Raw genomic sequence first — 19079 nt, 5'->3', positions numbered from 1 at the left:
CGAGACTTGGCGTAAGACGGGGCAAAACTAGCACAGAGACGGGGAAATATCCGCTTCTACCTACCCATTTGGTCAGCTTTATCGCTCTAAACCGTGAAAAAAAGGCATATGCCTCGTCCGAGAGCATCCAAAATGCCCTTAGACGCGTGTCTTGACCAATGGGTGCGGTACACTGGGCGACTTTTCGGGGAGGCCGACCGCTCCCCTTCAACCAGCCGAGAAGCCCATGCCGATCCGTCATTGCATCGTCCACCTGATCGACAAAAAACCCGACGGCACACCCGCAGTTCTCCACGCCCGCGACTCCGAGCTCGCCGAGTCGGCCGCCATCGAGAACATGCTTGCCGACCTCAACGAGAGCTACAACGCCAAACAAGGCAAGGCCTGGGGTTTCTTCCATGCCGAATCCGGCGCGCACCCGTTCAGCGGCTGGTTGAAGGAATATTTCGAGGGTGGCCAGGATTTCACCACGTTCAGCCGCACCGCCGTCGAACATCTGCAAAAACTGATGGAAGAGTCCAACCTCTCCACCGGCGGCCACGTGCTGTTTGCCCACTACCAGCAAGGCATGACCGACTACCTGGCCATCGCCCTGCTGCACCACAGCGAAGGCGTGGCGGTGACCGACGAGCTGGACGTGACCCCGTCGCGCCACCTGGACCTGGGCCAACTGCACCTGGCAGCGCGTATCAACGTGTCCGAGTGGCAGAACAACAAGCAGTCCAAGCAGTACATCTCGTTTATCAAAGGCAAGAACGGCAAGAAGGTCTCGGAATACTTCCGCGACTTCATCGGCTGCCAGGAAGGCGTCGACGGCCCGGGCGAGACGCGCACCCTGCTCAAGGCCTTCAGCGACTTCGTCGAAAGCGAAGACCTGCCGGACGAATCCGCCCGCGAAAAAACCAAGACCCTGGTCGATTACGCCAGCAGCCAGGCCAAGCTCGGCGAGCCCATGGGCCTTGAAGAGCTGTCGGGCTTGATCGATGAAGATCGGCCCAAGGCGTTCTACGACCATATCCGCAACAAGGACTACGGCCTGTCGCCGGAAATCCCGGCGGATAAACGCACCCTCAACCAGTTCCGCCGCTTCACCGGGCGCGCCGAGGGCTTGTCCATCAGTTTTGAAGCACACTTGCTGGGCGACAAGATCGAGTACGACGAAGCCGCCGGCACCCTGATCATCAAGGGCCTGCCGACCCAATTGACCGACCAGCTCAAGCGCCGTAACTGATGCTCGGCGGGGTCCTCAAGAAAGTCCTGCTGGTGTTGCTGGTGGTGGTGGTTATCCAGAACTGGGGCAAGGTCGAGCGGCTGCTCAACCCTTCCCAGGTGGTGCCGGAGCAGACGCGGGCCTCGGCGCGGGTGGTGCTGTATGCCACCGAGTGGTGCGGCTACTGCAAGCAGATCCGCCGCTTCCTCGACCAGAAGAGCATTCCGTACCAGGCCGTCGATATCGAGAAGGACGCCCAGGCGCGCAAGGCGTATGAAGCACTGGGCGGTGGCGGGATTCCGTTTGTGGACGTCAACGGGACGCTGATTCGCGACTACAACCCTGACGCGATCATGGCCGCGCTGAAGTAATCAGCGGACCACGATCACCCGCCCCAACAGGCTGTGCTGCTCGAACCCCAGCACCGCTTGCAAGGCGTTGAGTACCGCCTGCGGGTCCTTGCTCGGGAAGCTGCCGCTGACGCGCCTGGCACCCATCTCTTCGCTGAGCAGCAGGATGCGGCCAGGGTAGTAACGCCCCAGGTCCTTGACCACATCGGCCAGCGGTGCCTTGTAGTAGTTGAGCCAGCCATCCCGCCAGGCCAGGCGGGATTCGCTGTCGACCGCGTGCAAGGGATCGGCGCTGCCATCGGCGTAGGCCACTTGCTGGCCCGCCGTCAGAATTTGCTGTGGGCCCTGTTTCGACGCGGTCACGCCGACCCGCCCCGACAACACCGTCACCTCGGCCCCTGCCGGTTGCAGGCGCACTTCGAACTGCGTCCCCAGCACCCGCGCTTCGCCGCCGCCCGCCTCGACCACAAAGGACTCGCCGGTGTGGGTGACGCTGAAAAAACCTGCACCGCGACGTAATTGGATATGCCGCTCACCGTGGCTGAAGTCCACGGCAATGGCGCTGTCCGCATCCAGCGTGACCTGGGATTGATCAGCCAGGGTGACGGTCTTCACTTCTCCCGGTGCGCTCACGTAATCGGCGCCGAAATCATCGATCCACCGCGAAGGCTGCCAACCGGCGCCCATGGACACCATCAACACCAGGCACGCCGCCATGGCCAGTGCGCCGGACCAGCGCACCACCCGCGAGCGCCCAGGGGTGTTCATCGCATTAAGGTAGCCCTGCAATGCCAGCGCATCCTCATCCGCCAGTTGGCGTGCCGGCACTTCGCTCAACTCCCAAAGCACCTGGGCCTGGGCATAGGCTTCGACGTGCGCAGGATCGGCCCGTAGCCAGCGGCTGAACGTGGCCTGGTCGCCACTGCTGGGCTGGTCGTGCAACAGGCTCAGCCAGGCCAGTGCGGCTTGTTCCTGGTCTGGCGTGGGGGTCGGATTCACGGTGCTTTCCCTGGCGTGCGCGATGGCGATGGTTCGCGAAGGCTGGCTTTGCAGGCTTCGAGGGCACGCATCATATGTTTTTCCACGGCGCTTTGGGACAGGCCCATGGCCTTGGCGATTTGTGCGTACTTGCGCCCGTGAATGCGGTTGAGCAGGAAGATCTGCCGGGTGCGCTCCGGCAGGCTGCGCAGGGCGGCTTCGACATGCCGCAGGTCGTTGCCCGCCTCGAGCGCCGCCTGGGGCTCTGAGCCCTGGTTATCCTGCTGCTCCGGCAGCCAGCCTTCACTGCTGCGCACCCGCGCGCCTTCGCTGCGCAGGTGGTCGATGGCGATATTGCCGGCGCAGCGCAACAGGTAGGTGCTGAGTTCTTCGACCTGCACCAATGGCCGACGCCAAAACCGCAGGAACAGGTCCTGCACCAGGTCGGCCGCCGTGGCGCGGCACCCGACACGTCGGCTCACCAACGCTTCCATCTGCGAACGCTGGGACAGGAACACCTGCAGGAAATGCGCACGCCCACCCGCCGCGTCAGCCTGCGGGCTGTCCTGGGAATCGGGTGGGGTGCTGATCATCATGGCCGCGGCTCAGAACGTTGCGAAGGCGGCAACAGGGCTGGCCAGCAGGCCGACGCCTGCCAGGAGCAAGGCCAGCCTTGGCCGATACGGCAACAACAGCACCAGCAACAGGGCGCTGAGCATCAACACCGCGCACCACTCCACCAGGCCCAGGCCCCAACCGGCGACAGCCACGGCGGGCCAGATCGACACGGTCAGCAGCAGCCAACCGATGACGCGCAAAGCAATACGCCGCCGAGGCGATGGCTTGCTGTGCAGCAGTTCGCCGTGGTGACGGTCGGTGGACAGGCACAAGGCGGTGAACCCGGCGTAACACATCAGCAGCGCGAGAAGCATTCAGTTCGCCTCCGGCTTGAGCCGCAGCGGCGGCGCCCGTTCGGTCTTGGGCTGCGGGGCCTTGCGGTGCTGCATCTTCCAGGCTGCCCAGGCGAGGAACACGCCGCTGGCCAGGCAGGTCAGGTCGAAGCCGGCCATGGCCCAGTCGCCCGTCGCCAGTGAAGCGCCCAAGTGCTGCGATGTGGTCAGGGCATTGAGCAACGGGATTGCAGCAAACAGCAGTGCTGCGAAGCTCAATTGCTCAACCCAACCCTGGCGGCCCCGGCGCAGGATCCCGTGCAACAGGCTCAGGCCCCAGGCGATAAAGAAGGCCTGCACTTCCCAATCGGAGCGCTCGGCAAAGCCCACCGGCAATAAACGGTTGGCCCAGAAGAAGGCTGCAATGGCGATCAACAGCCCGGACATGCTGGCGATGTTCAGCACTTCCACCAGCCGCAGTTCAAACGGCATCACGCCGCTTTTTGCATGTTTGAGTTGCCGCTTGCCGAGCCAGATCACCAGCCCCGTGCCGATCATCGCCGTGCCCGCCAGGCCGCAGATAAAGTACAACCAGCGCAGCACCGGACCGGCGAAATGGCCCATGTGCAGGCCATAGAAGCTGCCGCCGATCGCCGCCGGCAGCGATTGTTCAGCGCTGACCCGCAACAACTCGCCGGTGTTGCCGTTGAACGACACGGTACTGCCGAAGTCATGCACCACGCGGTCGGAGCTGGCACGGAACAGGTTCACCGAAGCGTTTACATCACTCGGGTTGTTCACCGCCAACCGCCCGACATGCCCACCCGCCCACTGCGCCCTCGCCTGCTCGTACATCGGCAGCAATGACAGCAATTGGCCGGGCTGGCCCAGCGCCGGCGCGTTGTTGGTGGCGGGGAACACGTCATTGAAGAAGGCCCGGGTGTCGTTGCCATAGGAGGCCACGATCGGCGCCGGCATCACCATGCTCATGAAAATCACCAGGCTGCTGTAGGTGATCATCAGGTGGAACGGCAGCACCAGCACACCCACCGCGTTATGCCCGTCGAGCCAGGAACGCTGGCCTTTGCGGGGGCGGAAGGTGAAGAAGTCCTTGAAGATTTTCTTGTGGGTGATGATGCCCGTGATCAACGCCACGAACATCACCATCGCTGCAATGGTCGACAGCCAGCGGCCCCATGGGTAAGGCATTTGCAGCTGGAAGTGGAAGCGGTAGAAGAAATCCCCGCCCATGCTTTCCCGGGCCTCTACGGCTTGACCGCTCACGGGGTCGAGGGTTTTCTGAATGAAATTGCCGCGTTTGCCGGGGTCGACCTTGTCTTGCCACATCACCGACAGGCCAGGGTCGCGGCTATCCGGCAAGGTGATGAACCAGCGTGCGGCCGTGGGTGCGACCTTCTGCAGGTAGTCCTGGGCGACACTCAGACTGCGCGCATCATCCAGGGGATGGGCCTGCACTTCGGGTTGCATCCAGTGAGTGATCTCATCCTTGAAATAGGCCAGGGTGCCCGTCAGGAAAATCGCAAACAGCAGCCAGCCAAAGATCAGCCCGGCCCAGGTGTGCAACCAGGCCATGGCCTGGCGAAAGCCCTCTTTCATGTGCGTGCCATCCACAAGCCCACGCCCGCCAGGGTGGCAAACGCCGCACTCGGCAGCATCACGCCGCACCACGCGCGCCATGCCGTACGGCAGGCGAAACACCACAGCACTGCCAACAGGTAGAACACGAACGAACTCATCATCCCGGTAATCACCGCATCGGCGCGGGACGTTGGCATCCACAGCGCCAGGCAGATGCTGGCCAGGGACGCCATCAGGTAACCGCCGACGACAGCAGCCAGCACGCGCGACGTAACGGCGAGACGATAGGAAGCAGGCAGTGAGGTTTTGCTTTTCATGCGGGAGGCGCCAGGTTCATCAGCGCGCAATATTAATGATAAATATTCTCATAAGCAAAACAGAACGGATGAAACACCTGCCTTCGCACATTGCCGAACGGTTGGCGGCCCCCTACAATGCGAACAATTCTTGTTCTCTAAAGCATGCCGAGATTTTGCCGGCATGCACAAAAGGGAGATCGCGTTGCAGCCGTCCAACACTGTCGAAGTGCTCTATAACGACCATCACCACTGGCTCACCGGCTGGTTGCGACGCAAGCTCGGCTGCCCGGAAAGTGCGGCAGACCTGGCGCAGGACACCTTCATCCGGGTCCTGACCGCACGGGAGGCGCCGACGCTGGTCGAGCCCCGCGCGTTCCTCACCACGGTCGCCAAGCGCGTGTTGTTCAACTTCTACCGCCGCCAGGACCTGGAACGCGCCTACCTCGACGCCTTGGCGCAGATGCCTGAACAGGTAGCGCCATCCGAAGAAGAGCGCGCGATCATCCTGCAAACCCTGCTGGAGCTGGACCAGTTGCTCGACGGCTTACCCACGCTGGTCAAGCGCGCGTTCCTGCTGGCCCAACTCGACGGCCTGACGTATGCGCAGATCGGTGCCGAACTGGGCATCTCCATCGCCACCGTCAAACGCCACCTGAATAAAGCCGCCATGCGCTGCTATTTCGCCCTATGAATGTCTCGACCCAGGTTGCCGAACAGGCCGTGCACTGGCTGATGGAAATGCAGCAAGGCGCGCTCAACCCACGCCAGCAGGCGGCCTGGCAACACTGGCTGAATGCCCATAGCGAACATCAGCGCGCCTGGGACCATATCCAGCGCGTCAACCAGCGCCTGCGCGGCATGCCCTCGCCCCTGGCCCATGCGGCCTTGAACGCACCTAAGTCCAGCAGCCGGCGCCAGGCGCTGAAGTTGTTGCTGATCCTCGGCGCCGGTTCGGCCGCGGCCTGGAGCCTGCGCCAGCAGCATATCCTGCCGCCGCTGAGCGCCGACTACCGCAGCCCCGTCGGCCAACGGCGCAAGGTGCAACTGGCCGACGGCAGCCAGTTGCAACTCAATACCGGCAGCGCCGTGGATGTGCACTTCGACGGTCGGCAACGGCTGATCCGCCTGCTCGAAGGCGAGATCCTGCTCACCGCCAATGCCGGCAGCACGCCGCTGCAGGTGTTGACCGGCCAGGGCCTGCTCAGCAGCCAGGCGGCGCGCCTGAATGTGCGCCAGTTCAACGACCACACCCAACTGGCGGTGTTCGACGGCCGCGTCGAGGTGATGCCCAATACCTACAGCGGCCTGCCCCTGACGGTCGACGCGGCACGCCAGGTCAATTTCACCCGCAAGGGCTGGGACACCCCGCGAGCTACCGATGCCAACAGCGGCGCCTGGGCCGACGGCATGCTGGTGGCCGCGCATATGCGCCTGGAGGACTTTCTCGCCGAACTGGGCCGCTACCGCCGTGGCCAGCTCCATTGCGATGCGCAGGTCGCCAACCTGCTGCTGTCCGGCAGCTACCCGCTGGACGACAGCGAACGCATCCTCGACCTGCTGGAGGTCAGCCTGCCGGTCAAGGTGCGGCGTTTTACCCGCTATTGGGTGAGCGTCCAGGCCCGTGCGTAAATTATTTTCAGCCACCGTGAGCCGTTTTCCGCACCTCGCGTGACAGAGAAGGAAAGCCACCTTGATCCTTCCTTCTCAGGACCGCCCTTCATGCCCCAGCACCCCACCCTTCTCGCCCGCACCTTGCGCCAACTGCTGCTGGGCGCCAGCCTCAGCCTGACCGTACTGCCTTGCGTGATGGCGGCCGATGCCAAGCCGTATCACATCGCGCCCAGCTCGCTGGAAGCAGCCCTGAACCAGTTTGGCCGTGAAGCCGGCGTGTTGATTTCCTTCGGTTCCGAAGTCACGGCGGGCATGCAAAGCCGTGGTTTGTCCGGCAGCTACAGCGCCGCCGAAGGCCTGCAGAAGCTGCTGGAAGGTACTGGCCTGCAAGCCCGTGCCGAAGGCGACAACGCCTACAGCCTGCAACCGGCAACGGCGCCGGCGCCGGCGGCTGTCGAGTTGGCGACCTCCAGCGTGGTCGGCGACTGGCTCGGCGATGCGGCGCAAACCAATGTCTTCGAACACCCCGGCGCCCGTGACGTGATCCGCCGCGAAGCGTTCGAACGCCAGGGCGCCACCCAGGCCAAGGACGTGCTCAACCGCATCCCCGGCGTCAACGCCCCGGACAATAACGGCACCGGCAGCCACGATATGGCGCTGAACTTCGGCATTCGCGGTCTCAACCCGCGCCTGGCCTCGCGCTCAACAGTGCTGATGGACGGTATCCCGGTGCCGTTCGCGCCGTACGGCCAGCCGCAGCTGTCGTTCGCACCGATCAGCATGGGCAACATGGACGCCGTGGACGTGGTGCGTGGCGGCGGCGCAGTGCGCTACGGCCCGCAGAACGTCGGCGGCGTGGTCAACTTCGTGACCCGCGCGATCCCGGATGCACCCACCGTCAAAGGTGGCTTGCAGACCGAGACCAGCCCGTCTTCCAGCCATGACGGCTTCAAGACCACCGGCAACCTGCTGGCCGGCGGCACTGCCGAGAATGGCCTGGGCGGCGCGATTTTGTATTCCGGCACCCGTGGCGGCGACTGGCGCGAAAACAGCAACACGCGCATCGACGACCTGATCCTCAAAGGCAAATACCAGCTCGACGACGCCAACAGCTTCAACGCCATGGCGCAGTACTACGAAGGCCAGGCCGATATGCCTGGGGGCTTGAACGTCGCGGACTACAAGGCCGATCCGTATCAGTCCACCCGCCCCTACGACAAATTCTGGGGCCGCCGTACGATGTTCAACGTCGGCTATCGATACGAGCAGGACCGCCGCGAATTCACCGTCAACAGCTTCTTCACCAAGACCCTGCGCAGCGGCTACCTGGACCAGGGCACGTTCCTGTCGCTGTCCCCGCGTGAGTATTGGGTGCGCGGCGTGGAAACCCGTTTCGCCCAGGGCTTTGACCTCGGCCCGACCAGCCATGAAGTGGGCGTCGGCTACCGCTACATCAACGAAGCCGGCCACGAGTTGCGCTACCGCACGCCGATTTCCGCCAACAACCAGCAAATCCCCAGCACCGACAGCCGCAACGACCGCGACACCCGTGGCGGCACCGAAGCCAATGCGTTCTTCGTCGATGACCGGATTGATATCGGCAAATGGACCATCACCCCGGGCATCCGCTACGAGATGATCGAGTCCCAGCAGAGCAACAACCTGACCAACGTCAAATACAAAGGCGACTACAACACCGCGCTGCCGGCGATGAACGTGCTCTATCACCTGACCGACGACTGGAACCTGTACGCCAACACCGAAGGTTCATTCGGCAGCGTGCAGTACAGCCAGATGCCCAACCGTGTGACCAGCGGTGAAGTGAAACCGGAAAAAGCCCGCACCTGGGAACTGGGTACCCGCTATGACGACGGCACCTTGCGCGCAGAGATCGGCGCGTTCCTGATCAACTTCGACAACCAGTATGAAAGCAACCAGACCAACGATTCGGTGATCGCCCGCGGCGAAACGCGCCACCAGGGTATTGAAACCAGCGTCAACTACGCCCTCGATGGCTTGAGCCCGGCGCTGGCCGGTTTCGATGTGTACGCTACCTACGCCTACGTCGACGCCACCATCCGCGAAGACGGCCCGAACAAAGGCAACCGCGTGCCCTTCTCGTCCAAGCACAAGGGCACCCTCGGCGTGGGTTACACCGAAGGGCGCTGGAAACTCAATGTGGACAGCAGCTATCAGAGCAGCCAGTTCGCCGACAACGCCAACACCCAGGCAGAAAGTGCTGACGGCGCCAACGGTCGAATCCCCGGCTACATGCTGTTCAGCAGCCGCGCAGCCTATGACTTCGGCCCGCAACTGTCGGATCTGAATGTGGCGGTCGGCGTGAAGAACATCTTCAACACGCAGTACTTCACCCGCTCGTTCGACGACAACAACAAGGGCAAATACGTGGGTGAGCCGCGTACGCTGTACGTGCAGACCTCCATCGCGTTCTAACTGCCCGCCAGGCAACTGGGGGTGGCGGCGACCAGTGCGTCGATTGCACAACGGGTCTTGGCCGGCATATGCACGGCTGTCGGCCAGATCACATGGATCGGCGCGGGTTGCTCGCGATAGCCGGGCAACACCGCGACCAACTGCCCACGCAGCACATAGTGCGCAATCAACCAACTCGGCAACCAGGCCAGGCCGACGCCCGCGATGGCGGCATCGGCCACGGCCTGGAGGTCGTCCATCATCAACGGCGAGGCCACGGGATTGCGCTGCGAGGTCGTGCTGCGATAGGCGATGCCGCGATGGCCGGCAAGGTCTTCGATGCATTCAATCGGCCCGACGCGCTGCAAGTACGCCGGTGACGCCGCCAGCTCCACGGCCTGTTCGCCCAGGCGACGTGCACTGAGGCGGTCGGTGTCGGGCAGGGGGCCGATCCGCACGGCAACGTCGAAGCCTTCCTTTGCCAGGTCCACCAGCCGATCGGCGAAGCTGATCTCGATCTCCAATTCCGGATAGCGCGCCATCAACCCCCACAATGCCGGGGCTGCGTAGTGATGCCCGAAGGCCAGTGGCAAGCTGGCCCGCAAACGGCCGCGTGGCTGTTGCCGGCCGCTTTCCAGCACCGATTCGGCCGCCTCGAGTTCCGCCAACGCGCGCAGGCAATGCTCGTAGTACGCCTGGCCGTCCTCGGTCAGCCGCTGGCGGCGGGTGGAGCGCTGCAACAGGCACGTGCCCAGGCGTGCTTCCAATCGCGCCAGGCCCTTGCCGACCGCCGAACGGGTGAGGTTCAGCCGTTCGGCGGCCTCGGTCAGGTTGCCGCTTTCGACGATGTGCAGAAACAGCTCAACGCCATCAAAACGCGGTGTCGTCATGGCTCGATTGTCGCCCTGAATTCCCTTATCAGCGGAAAACTTATCACGAATAACGAAACAGATTCCCCTGAAAATAACGCGACACTTCATCCACAGGAGAATCCCATGCCACCCGCCGCCACGCTAACCACCGCCAGCCCCCCGCGTACCGCCAGGAATGGGCTGGCCCTCACGGCCGTGTGCCTTGTCGCCCTGATGTTCGGCCTGGAGATTTCCAGCGTGCCGGTGATCCTGCCGACGCTCGAGCGGGAGTTGGGCACGGGCTTCCAGGACGCCCAGTGGATCATGAACGCCTACACCCTGGCCTGCACGAGCGTGCTGATGGCGGCGGGCACGTTGGCGGATCGCTTTGGTCGCCGCCGCATGCTGGTGTTGTGCCTGTGGGTGTTTGGCCTGGCTTCACTGGCCTGCGGGCTGGCCGGGGATGCCTCGCTGCTGATCACAGCGCGGTTTGTCCAGGGCATCGGCGCCGGGGCGATGATGATTTGCCAGTTCGCCATCCTGTCGCACCTGTTTCGCGAACCGGCAGCGCGGGCGCGGGCGTTTGCAATATGGGGCGTGATTGCCGGCGTGGGCCTGGGCTTCGGTCCGATGATCGGCGCATTGATCCTGGCGGTGGCGGATTGGCGTTGGGTGTTCCTCGTGCATGTGCCGCTCACCCTGTTCACCCTGGCGCTGCTGCGCATCAGCGTGCAGGAATCCCGCGATCCGGCCGCCCATCGCCTGGACATCGCCGGCATGCTCACCTTGACCCTGTCGGTGTTTGCCCTGGTGTACTTCATCACCCAAGGCAGCGAGCACGGTTTCGGCACACCGGCCATGCTCGGTTGGGCGGCGTTGTCGGGGCTCGGCCTGCTGCTGTTCATCACGGTCGAGCTCCGCAGTGCGCACCCGATGTTCGACTTCTCGGTGTTCCGCATCCAGCGTTTCAACGGTGCGTTGATGGGTTCGATCGGCATGAACTTCAGCTTCTGGCCGTTCATGATCTACCTGCCGTTGTACTTTCAGGCGGGCCTGGGTTACGACACCTTGACCACCGGCGCCGCGCTGCTCGCCTATACCCTGCCGACCTTGCTGGTACCGCCGCTGGCCGAGCGCCTGGCCCTGCGCTATGGCGCCGAACGCATCATCCCCCTCGGCCTGGGCCTGATGGGCGCGGGCTTTCTCGCCATGGCCGCCGTCAACGGCGCCGAGCACCCACGTATCGGGCTGGTGCTGCTCAGCTGCGTGATCGCCGGCGCAGGCCTGGCGCTGACCAACTCGCCCACCACCAATACCACCACCGGCTCGGTATCGGCCGACCGCGCGGGCATGGCCTCCGGCATCGACCTCAGTGCGCGGCTGATCACCCTGGCGCTCAACATTGCCCTGATGGGGCTGGTGCTGTTGTTGGGGATCAGCCATCAGCTGGCCGAGATGCTGCCCGCCACCACGTCAATGGAGTGGCCGGCCATCAGCCAGAACATTGCCGCAGGAAAGTTGGAGTCGATGGGGCTGGCAGCCAACGATGCTAAGGCGGCACTGCGCCACGGCGCCGGTTGGGCGATGCTGTTTGCCGGGTTGGGCGCTGGGGGGCTGGCGCTGTTGAGCCGGTATTTTTTCCGACGCGGCGCCTGAACGAAAACGGGCCTGCAGATGCAGGCCCGTTTGCAGGGGGTGAAAAGAACGTCAGCCGTTGATGACCGCGTTTTCGTTTTCCAGGAATTCCTGTTCCAGCGCGTCTTCATTCACTTTGTTAATGGGCTGGTTTTTCGCGGCAGCGCGGGGCTTGCCTTGCAGTCGACCAAACAGATGTTCCAATGCGTGATCCAGCTTGGTGGCCGCGCTGTCAATCGCTTGTTCCAGGGTATCGCCCTTGGCGGACACCGACAGCGGTTGATGGCCTTTTGGCCGCGCTTCCAGTCGGCAACTTAAATCGTGGGGACCGGGCTTGTCGCCGTTCTCATCCCGCAGGTAGACCTCCACTCGGGTCAGGTCTTCTTCATAACGTTCGAGCGTGCTCTCAATGGTAGTACGTACCCACTCCTCCAGTCGGATGCTGCTTTCAATATGGTTATCGCTATTGACTTGGATTTGCATAGTTCTTCCCTTATTTCAGCTAGCTCGCGAGAGGTCACAAACTGCAACACCGGGGTGGTGAAACCATGACCTCTTGATTACACAATTGAGCAGTCAGAGAAACATTTCAACCCCTTTGCAAAGATAAATCCCACATTACAAATTAACCCTGACGACAAGCAGAAACACTGTTAGGGTAGGGAGTTAGTTACATCTTCTTACGCTCCGCGCCCCTCACAATTGCCCTTCCCCCAGCGGGTGCAAGGCGCGAAAAATGCCTGCTTCCTCCACCAGCCAGTCATGCACCGCGCGCACGCCCGGATGGTTCAGGGCGCCCGGCGCATACAGCAGCACATAACGTTTGTGGTTGGGCACCGCGAGGCCGAACGGCACGATCAAGGTGCCACGTTCCAGCTCATCATTGAGCAAGGTGCGTCGCGCAATCGCCACGCCCATGCCGGCGATGGCGGCTTCGATGGTCAGGTGGTTGCGATTGAAGGTGTGGCCACGGCGTACATCGGCGACGTGATAGCCGATGGCATTCAGGTAGAACTCCCACTCCGCATACTCATAACTCCCACGCCAGGCGGTAATGTCGTGCAGCAGCGGGAAATGCGCGAGATCGGCCGGACCGTGCAAGGGCGGTCGACCCCGCAACAGGCTGGGGGCGCAGACCGGGAAAATCTGCTCATCCAGCAGGGCTGTGGATAACAGGCCAGGGTAGCTGCCGTCATTGAGGTCGATGGCCAGGTCAAAGTCGCCTTCGTGCAGGGCGATGCTGCTGTCCTCGGCGACCATGCGCAGTTGGATATCCGGGAAGCGCTGCTGCAAGCGCGGTAGGCGTGGGGTCAGCCACTTGCCGAGAAATGATGGAATCGAGCGCAGGCGAAGCGTGCCGCTGATCATTCCCGCATCCAACCGCTGCAACTCGGCGTCGATGCTGCCGTAGGCTTCCCCCACCGTTGCCGCCAGGCGCTGGCCCTCGGCACTCAGCTCCACCCCCCGTGCCCGTCGATGAAACAGCCGAAACCCGAGGCGCTCCTCCAACTGGCGGATTTGCTGGCTCACCGCCCCCGGCGTGATGTGCAGTTCTTCGGCGCAGCGGGTGAACGACAGATGCCGGGCAGCGCAGGAAAACACGTGCAACCAGACGTAAGTCTGGCCATGGAGAGGGCGAGCCATAGGGTTTAGTCCTGCTAAAGAGTGTCTTAGGATAATTCGTTGGTCAGTGCCGATCCAGAGGCTCAGTATCGCGCCAATTGCGCTCGTCCTACAAAACATGGCAGCGATTCCTACTCCATTGCTTGTAAGGCTTTAGCATGGCTATCAGCGTTTTCGACCTATTCAAAGTGGGCATCGGCCCGTCCAGCTCCCATACCGTCGGCCCCATGCGCGCGGCGGCGACCTTCGCCCAGGCCTTGAACGACCAGCACTTGCTGAGTGAAACGCGCCGGGTCGAAGTGCGCCTGTATGGCTCGCTGTCCGCCACTGGTGTCGGCCACGCCACCGACCGCGCCTGCGTCATGGGCTTGATGGGCGAATGGCCGGATCAGGTCGATCCCACTTCGATCAACACGCGAATCCAACAGCTGCGCGAGTCCGGACAGTTGTTGCTGGCCGGTCAACAGGAAATTGCCTTCAACTGGCAAAGAGACCTCCTGCTGCTGGACGAAAGCCTGCCCTACCACCCCAACGCCATGTCCCTGCACGCCTACGGCGACAACGGCCTGCTCAGCGAGCAGACCTATTATTCGGTGGGTGGCGGTTTCATCATCGAAGCCGCTGAAGCGGCTTCGGGCATCGCGCCGGCCAACGATGTGCAATTGCCCTACGACTTCTCCAGCGCCGTCGAGCTGCTGGCCCTGTGCAACCAGCACGGCCTGCGGGTTTCGGAATTGATGATGGCCAACGAACGCGCCTGGCGCAGCGAAGAACAGATCCGCAGCGGCCTGCTGCATATCTGGTCGGTGATGCGCGAATGTGTGGAACAAGGCTTGCGCGATGAAGGCATCCTGCCCGGTGGCCTGGACGTGCCACGGCGTGCGGCGAAATTGCACCGCAGCCTGTTGGAAATCGGCAAACCCAATGTGATCACCTCGACCTTGTCGGCCATGGAATGGGTCAACCTGTTCGCCCTCGCCGTCAACGAAGAAAATGCCGCAGGCGGGCGCATGGTCACGGCGCCGACCAATGGCGCAGCGGGGATCATCCCGGCGGTGCTGCACTACTACATGAAGTTCAATGCCGACGCGTCTGACGACGATGTGATCAATTTCTTCCTGGCCGCCGCAGCCGTCGGCATTCTGTGTAAGAAAAACGCCTCGATCTCCGGTGCCGAAGTCGGCTGCCAGGGCGAAGTCGGTTCAGCCTGCGCCATGGCCGCCGCCGGCTTGGCCGACATCCTCGGCGCCACCCCCGAGCAACTGGAAAACGCCGCCGAAATCGGCCTGGAACACAACCTCGGCCTGACCTGCGACCCGGTCGGCGGCCTGGTGCAGGTGCCGTGCATCGAGCGCAATGCCATCGCCGCGGTCAAGGCCATCAACGCCACGCAAATGGCCCTGCGCGGTGACGGCAAGCACTTCATTTCCCTCGACCGGGTGATCCGCACCATGCGCGATACCGGCGCCGACATGCACGACAAATACAAAGAAACTTCACGGGGCGGCCTGGCGGTCAGCTGGGTGGAGTGCTGATCGGAGCACTTCGTCCCGCCCCAACGTGAGCCCGCGCAAAAATAATAACGAGGCAATAACGATGACCGATGTACGTACACCTGCGGCTGAAAATCCTGCTTTAGACACTACCGTTACCACTGGCTGGACCCAACACGACACCACGTGGATGCTCGGCCTCTACGGCACCGCCATCGGCGCCGGCACCTTGTTCCTGCCGATCAATGCCGGCGTCGGCGGCTTCTGGCCGTTGATCGTGCTGGCGCTGCTGGCCTTCCCGATGACCTTCTTTGCCCACCGTGGGCTGACGCGCTTTGTGTTGTCAGGCAAATCCGGCGACATCACCGAAGTCGTCGAAGAACACTTCGGCGTCGGTGCGGGCAAGCTGATCACCCTGCTGTATTTTTTTGCGATCTTCCCGATCCTGCTGGTGTACAGCGTGGCACTGACCAACACCCTGGGCAGCTTTATGGAGCACCAACTGCACCTGGCGCCGCCGCCCCGGGGCGATCCTGTCGCTGGTACTGATCCTCGGCCTGATGGCCATTGTGCGCTGCGGCCAGGGTGTGATCGTCAAGGCCATGAGCGTGCTGGTCTATCCGTTCGTCGCCGCCTTGCTGTTGCTGGCGCTCAGCCTGATCCCCAACTGGAACGGCGCCTTCTTCGCCTCCGCCAGCGAAGGCATGCCCCTGCCAGTGTTTTTCAACACGCTATGGCTGGCGATCCCGGTGATGGTGTTCTCATTCAACCACTCGCCGATTATCTCCGCCTTCGCCGTCGACCAGAAGCGCGTGTACGGCCCGCTGGCCGAACGCAAAAGCAGCGGCATCCTCGCCACGGCCCACGGCATGATGGTGCTGACGGTGATGTTCTTCTGCTTCAGCTGCGTGCTGGCCCTGTCGCCGGCTGACCTGGCGGCGGCCAAGGCGCAGAACATTTCGATCCTGTCGTACCTGGCCAACCATTTCCAGACGCCGGTGATCGCTTACGCCGCGCCATTGATCGCGCTGGTGGCGATTACCAAGTCCTTCCTCGGCCACTACATCGGCGCCAGCGAAGGCTTCCAGGGGCTGATCGTCAAATCCCTGCGCGGGCGTGACCGTTCGATGTCATCCAAATGGCTGGAACGCTGCACCGCGCTGTTCATGGTGCTGACCTGCTGGGCCGTGGCCACCTTCAACCCGAGTATCCTGGGCATGATCGAAACCCTGGGCGGGCCGATCATCGCCTGCCTGCTGTTCCTGATGCCGATGTACGCCATCCATCGCGTGCCAGCTTTACGCCAGTATTCGGGCCAGGTGTCGAATGTGTTTGTGGTGCTGATCGGGCTGATTGCGCTGTCTGCGATCGTTTTTTCCGTGTTGCCCTGAAACGGATCACCAACCTCAATAACAACATAAAACCCATGTGGGAGGGGGCTTGCTCCCGATAGCGGTGCATCAGCCAAGTATTCATTGACTGATGCACCGCTATCGGGAGCAAGCCCCCTCCCACATAAGGAGCTCATTGTTTGACAGATCGCTGTACGGCACGCCCTTTGCTGTACAGCCCATGAGGTAAACGGAATTTGTACCACCTCAGCGACGGAGTGGCCGGTGGTCAGGCAACGCGAACTAATCACGACACCGGTCGTCAATGACTGCATGTTCTTATCAGGCGGTAACGCATCATGGACAATCCTTTTCAGATCATCACCGACACCTTCACCCCAAAATACCGTGTCAACCTGAGCATCCAACGGCTCGACGGCAGCATCATGCTCACCCTCTCGGACGAGACGGGCGTAGTGGCCAAACGCATGATCAGCGCCGAACAACGCAACGACCCGCAACGGCTCAAACGCCTGGTGCAAAGCATTCAATTCGGCATCGCCATTGAGCAGGGCCACAGCGCCATGGAGATTCTGGCGGTGATGACGGACGGCGACAGCCACAAACTGCTGCAGCGGCCACCGGCCCGCGCCCTGCCCTTCAGCGTCGGGCTTTAAAGCTCACCCTTCTCGGTCTCCAGGCTCGCCTCGCCCTTGCGACGCGGGCCTTCGACCTTCACCGACGGAAACGCCGACGACGCGTAGCGCACCACCAGAATCGCAAACGCCAGCAGCAGAATCCCGCCGCACAGGTAGATGATGCCGAGGTCGGGCGGATTGTGGTGGGACACGTTGGAGATCAACAGGCGCGTCAGCGCGGTGATCGCCACGTAGATCAGGAAGCGCACCGGCATGTGGTTGGTCTTGAAATAAATCCCGACCATCGCGCCCAATTCCAGGTAGATGAACAGCAGCAGGATGTCGTCGATCTTGATGTGCCCGTTCTCCAGCATCCCCAGGAATTCCATCACTGCTGCCCAGGCGGTCACCGCACCGATGGCGAACAACGCCAGGTAGTGGAACGACTCGACAAACAGGTTACCCAGGGACTCGGCCAGCCCATGGACTTGATGGCGCAGCTTTTCGGCCCAATTAAATTTCACGATGGTGCTTCCTTAGGTCGGTTCGACCGGATAATGCGGGTTGGACGTGACGGTTGTTCTGCATGCAGAAAAAAGGCCAGAGGCGGGTATAAGATGATGGCGGGGTGACATGAGGCACGCCTGGCCTGTATTTACGGGCTACATTAAAAAACTGCTACCCAAACCCCACGGTTTGGCTTACCCTTTTCGCTGTATATAAATACAGTAGTCGCAAAAGACAACTATCGTGAAGGCATGTGAGGTGGTGAATGGCCGTCGAAGTGGTATACCGCAGCAGCCGAGATCTGGAGCGTTTGTTCATGGATAAAGCCGAAGCTGACCGTCATGACAAGATGCTTGAACTCGCTGAGTTGCTCGCAGAAGTGTTGCAAAAAGCCGTGCCGTCCCTGAGCGAGCAGCAGGTGGAGGAAGCCGGGATCTACATGGCGAAGAATCGCGATGTGTTTGCCAAGGCGTTCAAGAGCCAACCGGATGCATTGTCCGAGTTGCTGAACGCACCGGCGGAATAAGCCCGAATTGAACAGGCCCTGAGTCGATGATTCAGGGCCTTTTTAATGCCTGGCCTATTTGTAGAGCAGGCGCTCGGCCAGTTCGTCCGCGACCCGTGCGGGTGAGCGTTTTTCGGCCTGGGCGTGGGCGAAGATTTCAGTCAGGCGCGTGCCGATGTTGGACAGGTGCGCGGTGATGGTCGGCAGTTCGGCACCGCTGTGCTTGAGGGCGACGTAGATCAGGCCGCCGGAGTTGATCACGTAGTCCGGGGCGTAGAGGATGCCGCGGCCTTCGAGTTGGTCGGCCACTTGCAGGTTGGTCAGTTGCGCACTGGCGGAACCGGCGACGGCGGCGCAGCGGAGCTGGCCGACGCTCTGGCGGTTGAACACTGCGCCCAGGCCGCAGGGCGCGAGGATGTCGCACGGGGTGCTGAGCAAGGCGTCGTTGGCGATAGGGTGCGCGCCGAGCTGTTCCATGGCCAGCTGCACCTTGCCGTGGTCGATGTCGCTGACCAACAGTTCGGCGCCGGCGGCGTGCAGTTGTTCGGCCAGGGCGAAGCCCACGTTGCCCAGGCCCTGGATAGCTACGCGCAAGCCTTCGAGGTTGTCGCTGCCCAGGCGGGCCATGGCGGTGGTGCGGATACCCGCGAACACGCCCATGGCGGCATGGGGCGAGGGGTCGCCGGCGGCGGTGGTGCTGGTAACGAAGCGAGTGTGCTGGGCGATGCAGTCCATGTCGGCGACCGAGGTACCGCTGTCGGTGGCGGTGATGTAGCGACCGTCGAGTTGCTCGATGCAACGACCAAAGGCTTCAAACAGCGCCGCACGGTTTTCCACATGGGCGGGGCGCAGGATCACCGCCGTCCCGCCCCCCACCGGCAACCCGGCCAGGGCGGCCTTGTAGCTCATGCCTTGGGCCAGGCGCGCGGCGTCCGCCACGGCGCTTTCATCGTCGGGGTAGGCAAGGTAGCGACAACCACCCAGGGCAGGGCCCAGGCGGCTGTTATGGATGGCTATGACCGCCTTCAACCCCGTCACCGGGTCGATGCTCAGGTGCAGCGATTCAAGGCGGGTGCTGTGCATGAGAGCAAACATCGTCGAGCTCCCGAATCACTTCTTGTGTCGC

General features: G+C 62.6%; 20 protein-coding genes and 1 pseudogene. 10 read left to right on the top strand and 11 right to left on the bottom strand.

Translation table 11 applies throughout. The features are described from left to right. Positions 1 to 226 precede the first annotated feature (226 nt). On the top strand, positions 227 to 1231 hold the full coding sequence (gene yejK, locus C8K58_RS15650; RefSeq protein WP_012722392.1) for a nucleoid-associated protein YejK: 1005 nt from the start codon (positions 227 to 229) through the stop codon (positions 1229 to 1231). After that, a complete protein-coding gene (locus C8K58_RS15645; protein WP_108573908.1) occupies positions 1231 to 1581 on the top strand; it encodes a glutaredoxin family protein in 351 nt (116 codons plus the stop codon). The genes yejK and C8K58_RS15645 overlap by 1 nt, the downstream gene beginning before the upstream one ends. Here C8K58_RS15645 and C8K58_RS15640 read toward each other — a convergent pair whose 3' ends face one another. The 5 genes from C8K58_RS15640 to C8K58_RS15620 are packed head-to-tail and all read right to left on the bottom strand — an operon-like array spanning position 1582 to position 5344. After that, positions 1582 to 2559 (bottom strand): FecR family protein, encoded by a 978-nt coding sequence (locus C8K58_RS15640; protein WP_092356238.1) that lies wholly within the window; start codon positions 2557 to 2559, stop codon positions 1582 to 1584. Beyond that, a complete protein-coding gene (locus C8K58_RS15635; protein WP_027604674.1) occupies positions 2556 to 3134 on the bottom strand; it encodes an RNA polymerase sigma factor in 579 nt (192 codons plus the stop codon). The genes C8K58_RS15640 and C8K58_RS15635 overlap by 4 nt, the downstream gene beginning before the upstream one ends. A 9-nt stretch (positions 3135 to 3143) precedes the next feature. Continuing rightward, entirely contained in the window at positions 3144 to 3470 is a 327-nt protein-coding gene (locus tag C8K58_RS15630) for a DUF3325 domain-containing protein (RefSeq protein WP_027604675.1), read from the bottom strand. Continuing rightward, the gene (locus C8K58_RS15625) at positions 3471 to 5045 is read right to left on the bottom strand and encodes a PepSY domain-containing protein (RefSeq protein ID WP_108573907.1); all 1575 of its coding nucleotides are present in this window, start codon (positions 5043 to 5045) and stop codon (positions 3471 to 3473) included. Further along, positions 5042 to 5344, bottom strand: a complete 303-nt coding sequence (locus C8K58_RS15620) for a DUF3649 domain-containing protein (protein ID WP_027604677.1) — start codon at positions 5342 to 5344, stop codon at positions 5042 to 5044. Before C8K58_RS15620 ends, C8K58_RS15625 begins: the two co-directional genes overlap by 4 nt. A 184-nt stretch (positions 5345 to 5528) precedes the next feature. Between C8K58_RS15620 and C8K58_RS15615 the strand changes: the two genes are divergently transcribed. From C8K58_RS15615 to fecA, 3 genes are all read left to right on the top strand, one after another. Further along, positions 5529 to 6017, top strand: a complete 489-nt coding sequence (locus tag C8K58_RS15615; RefSeq protein ID WP_027604678.1) for a sigma-70 family RNA polymerase sigma factor — start codon at positions 5529 to 5531, stop codon at positions 6015 to 6017. Further along, positions 6014 to 6955: a FecR domain-containing protein gene (locus C8K58_RS15610; RefSeq protein ID WP_027604679.1), complete on the top strand. Its 942-nt coding sequence runs from the start codon at positions 6014 to 6016 to the stop codon at positions 6953 to 6955. The genes C8K58_RS15615 and C8K58_RS15610 overlap by 4 nt, the downstream gene beginning before the upstream one ends. Positions 6956 to 7045: 90 nt before the next feature. Continuing rightward, a complete protein-coding gene (gene fecA, locus C8K58_RS15605; protein WP_108573906.1) occupies positions 7046 to 9391 on the top strand; it encodes a TonB-dependent Fe(3+) dicitrate receptor FecA in 2346 nt (781 codons plus the stop codon). On the opposite strand, the gene C8K58_RS15600 is transcribed toward fecA, so the two are convergent. Next, the gene (locus C8K58_RS15600) at positions 9388 to 10260 is read right to left on the bottom strand and encodes a LysR family transcriptional regulator (protein ID WP_098480332.1); all 873 of its coding nucleotides are present in this window, start codon (positions 10258 to 10260) and stop codon (positions 9388 to 9390) included. The genes fecA and C8K58_RS15600 overlap by 4 nt on opposite strands. A 105-nt stretch (positions 10261 to 10365) precedes the next feature. On the opposite strand from C8K58_RS15600, the gene C8K58_RS15595 reads away from it, so the two are divergent. Next, positions 10366 to 11877: an MFS transporter gene (locus C8K58_RS15595; protein WP_027604682.1), complete on the top strand. Its 1512-nt coding sequence runs from the start codon at positions 10366 to 10368 to the stop codon at positions 11875 to 11877. A 51-nt stretch (positions 11878 to 11928) separates the two neighbouring features. Here C8K58_RS15595 and C8K58_RS15590 read toward each other — a convergent pair whose 3' ends face one another. Together C8K58_RS15590 and C8K58_RS15585 are read right to left on the bottom strand one after the other, a co-directional pair. Beyond that, a complete protein-coding gene (locus tag C8K58_RS15590) occupies positions 11929 to 12339 on the bottom strand; it encodes an HPF/RaiA family ribosome-associated protein (RefSeq protein WP_027604683.1) in 411 nt (136 codons plus the stop codon). A 213-nt stretch (positions 12340 to 12552) separates the two neighbouring features. After that, a complete protein-coding gene (locus C8K58_RS15585; protein ID WP_027604684.1) occupies positions 12553 to 13500 on the bottom strand; it encodes a LysR substrate-binding domain-containing protein in 948 nt (315 codons plus the stop codon). Positions 13501 to 13637: 137 nt separating this feature from the next. On the opposite strand from C8K58_RS15585, the gene C8K58_RS15580 reads away from it, so the two are divergent. Beyond that, a complete protein-coding gene (locus C8K58_RS15580; protein WP_092356229.1) occupies positions 13638 to 15014 on the top strand; it encodes an L-serine ammonia-lyase in 1377 nt (458 codons plus the stop codon). A gap of 100 nt (positions 15015 to 15114) precedes the next feature. On the opposite strand, the gene C8K58_RS32895 is transcribed toward C8K58_RS15580, so the two are convergent. Continuing rightward, entirely contained in the window at positions 15115 to 15291 is a 177-nt protein-coding gene (locus C8K58_RS32895; RefSeq protein WP_305890774.1) for a hypothetical protein, read from the bottom strand. Here C8K58_RS32895 and C8K58_RS15575 point away from each other — a divergent pair. Continuing rightward, a pseudogene (locus tag C8K58_RS15575) lies at positions 15208 to 16363 on the top strand (HAAAP family serine/threonine permease). The gene C8K58_RS32895 and the pseudogene C8K58_RS15575 overlap by 84 nt on opposite strands. Before the next feature lie 299 nt (positions 16364 to 16662). After that, a complete protein-coding gene (locus C8K58_RS15570) occupies positions 16663 to 16980 on the top strand; it encodes a DUF3509 domain-containing protein (protein WP_027604687.1) in 318 nt (105 codons plus the stop codon). Here the strand turns inward: C8K58_RS15570 and C8K58_RS15565 are convergent. Next, on the bottom strand, positions 16977 to 17465 hold the full coding sequence (locus tag C8K58_RS15565) for a phosphate-starvation-inducible protein PsiE (RefSeq protein ID WP_027604688.1): 489 nt from the start codon (positions 17463 to 17465) through the stop codon (positions 16977 to 16979). The genes C8K58_RS15570 and C8K58_RS15565 overlap by 4 nt on opposite strands. 248 nt (positions 17466 to 17713) lie before the next feature. Between C8K58_RS15565 and C8K58_RS15560 the strand changes: the two genes are divergently transcribed. Continuing rightward, the gene (locus C8K58_RS15560; protein WP_012722374.1) at positions 17714 to 17974 is read left to right on the top strand and encodes a YebG family protein; all 261 of its coding nucleotides are present in this window, start codon (positions 17714 to 17716) and stop codon (positions 17972 to 17974) included. A gap of 54 nt (positions 17975 to 18028) precedes the next feature. Here C8K58_RS15560 and C8K58_RS15555 read toward each other — a convergent pair whose 3' ends face one another. Next, positions 18029 to 19048 carry a Glu/Leu/Phe/Val dehydrogenase dimerization domain-containing protein gene (locus C8K58_RS15555; RefSeq protein WP_027604689.1) on the bottom strand — a complete coding sequence of 340 codons (1020 nt, stop codon included), beginning with the start codon at positions 19046 to 19048 and terminating at the stop codon, positions 18029 to 18031. Positions 19049 to 19079 lie beyond the last annotated feature (31 nt).

The organism is Pseudomonas sp. GV047 (assembly GCF_003058245.1).
GTDB classification, from domain to species: domain Bacteria; phylum Pseudomonadota; class Gammaproteobacteria; order Pseudomonadales; family Pseudomonadaceae; genus Aquipseudomonas; species Aquipseudomonas marginalis.
The sequence above is the reverse complement of the archived record's forward strand: the minus strand, read 5'-3'. Positions and strand labels throughout refer to the sequence as shown.

Bases quoted from the DNA above. Each gene is read 5' to 3' on its own strand.
- C8K58_RS15580 (WP_092356229.1), top strand. From the start codon at position 13,638: ATGGCTATCAGCGTTTTCGACCTATTCAAAGTGGGCATCGGCCCGTCC.
- C8K58_RS15635 (WP_027604674.1), bottom strand. From the start codon at position 3,134: ATGATGATCAGCACCCCACCCGATTCCCAGGACAGCCCGCAGGCTGAC.
- C8K58_RS15555 (WP_027604689.1), bottom strand. From the start codon at position 19,048: ATGTTTGCTCTCATGCACAGCACCCGCCTTGAATCGCTGCACCTGAGC.
- C8K58_RS15645 (WP_108573908.1), top strand. From the start codon at position 1,231: ATGCTCGGCGGGGTCCTCAAGAAAGTCCTGCTGGTGTTGCTGGTGGTG.
- C8K58_RS15610 (WP_027604679.1), top strand. From the start codon at position 6,014: ATGAATGTCTCGACCCAGGTTGCCGAACAGGCCGTGCACTGGCTGATG.
- C8K58_RS15560 (WP_012722374.1), top strand. From the start codon at position 17,714: ATGGCCGTCGAAGTGGTATACCGCAGCAGCCGAGATCTGGAGCGTTTG.
- C8K58_RS15625 (WP_108573907.1), bottom strand. From the start codon at position 5,045: ATGAAAGAGGGCTTTCGCCAGGCCATGGCCTGGTTGCACACCTGGGCC.
- C8K58_RS15595 (WP_027604682.1), top strand. From the start codon at position 10,366: ATGCCACCCGCCGCCACGCTAACCACCGCCAGCCCCCCGCGTACCGCC.
- C8K58_RS15600 (WP_098480332.1), bottom strand. From the start codon at position 10,260: ATGACGACACCGCGTTTTGATGGCGTTGAGCTGTTTCTGCACATCGTC.
- fecA (WP_108573906.1), top strand. From the start codon at position 7,046: ATGCCCCAGCACCCCACCCTTCTCGCCCGCACCTTGCGCCAACTGCTG.
- C8K58_RS15570 (WP_027604687.1), top strand. From the start codon at position 16,663: ATGGACAATCCTTTTCAGATCATCACCGACACCTTCACCCCAAAATAC.
- C8K58_RS15590 (WP_027604683.1), bottom strand. From the start codon at position 12,339: ATGCAAATCCAAGTCAATAGCGATAACCATATTGAAAGCAGCATCCGA.
- C8K58_RS15620 (WP_027604677.1), bottom strand. From the start codon at position 5,344: ATGAAAAGCAAAACCTCACTGCCTGCTTCCTATCGTCTCGCCGTTACG.
- yejK (WP_012722392.1), top strand. From the start codon at position 227: ATGCCGATCCGTCATTGCATCGTCCACCTGATCGACAAAAAACCCGAC.
- C8K58_RS15585 (WP_027604684.1), bottom strand. From the start codon at position 13,500: ATGGCTCGCCCTCTCCATGGCCAGACTTACGTCTGGTTGCACGTGTTT.
- C8K58_RS15630 (WP_027604675.1), bottom strand. From the start codon at position 3,470: ATGCTTCTCGCGCTGCTGATGTGTTACGCCGGGTTCACCGCCTTGTGC.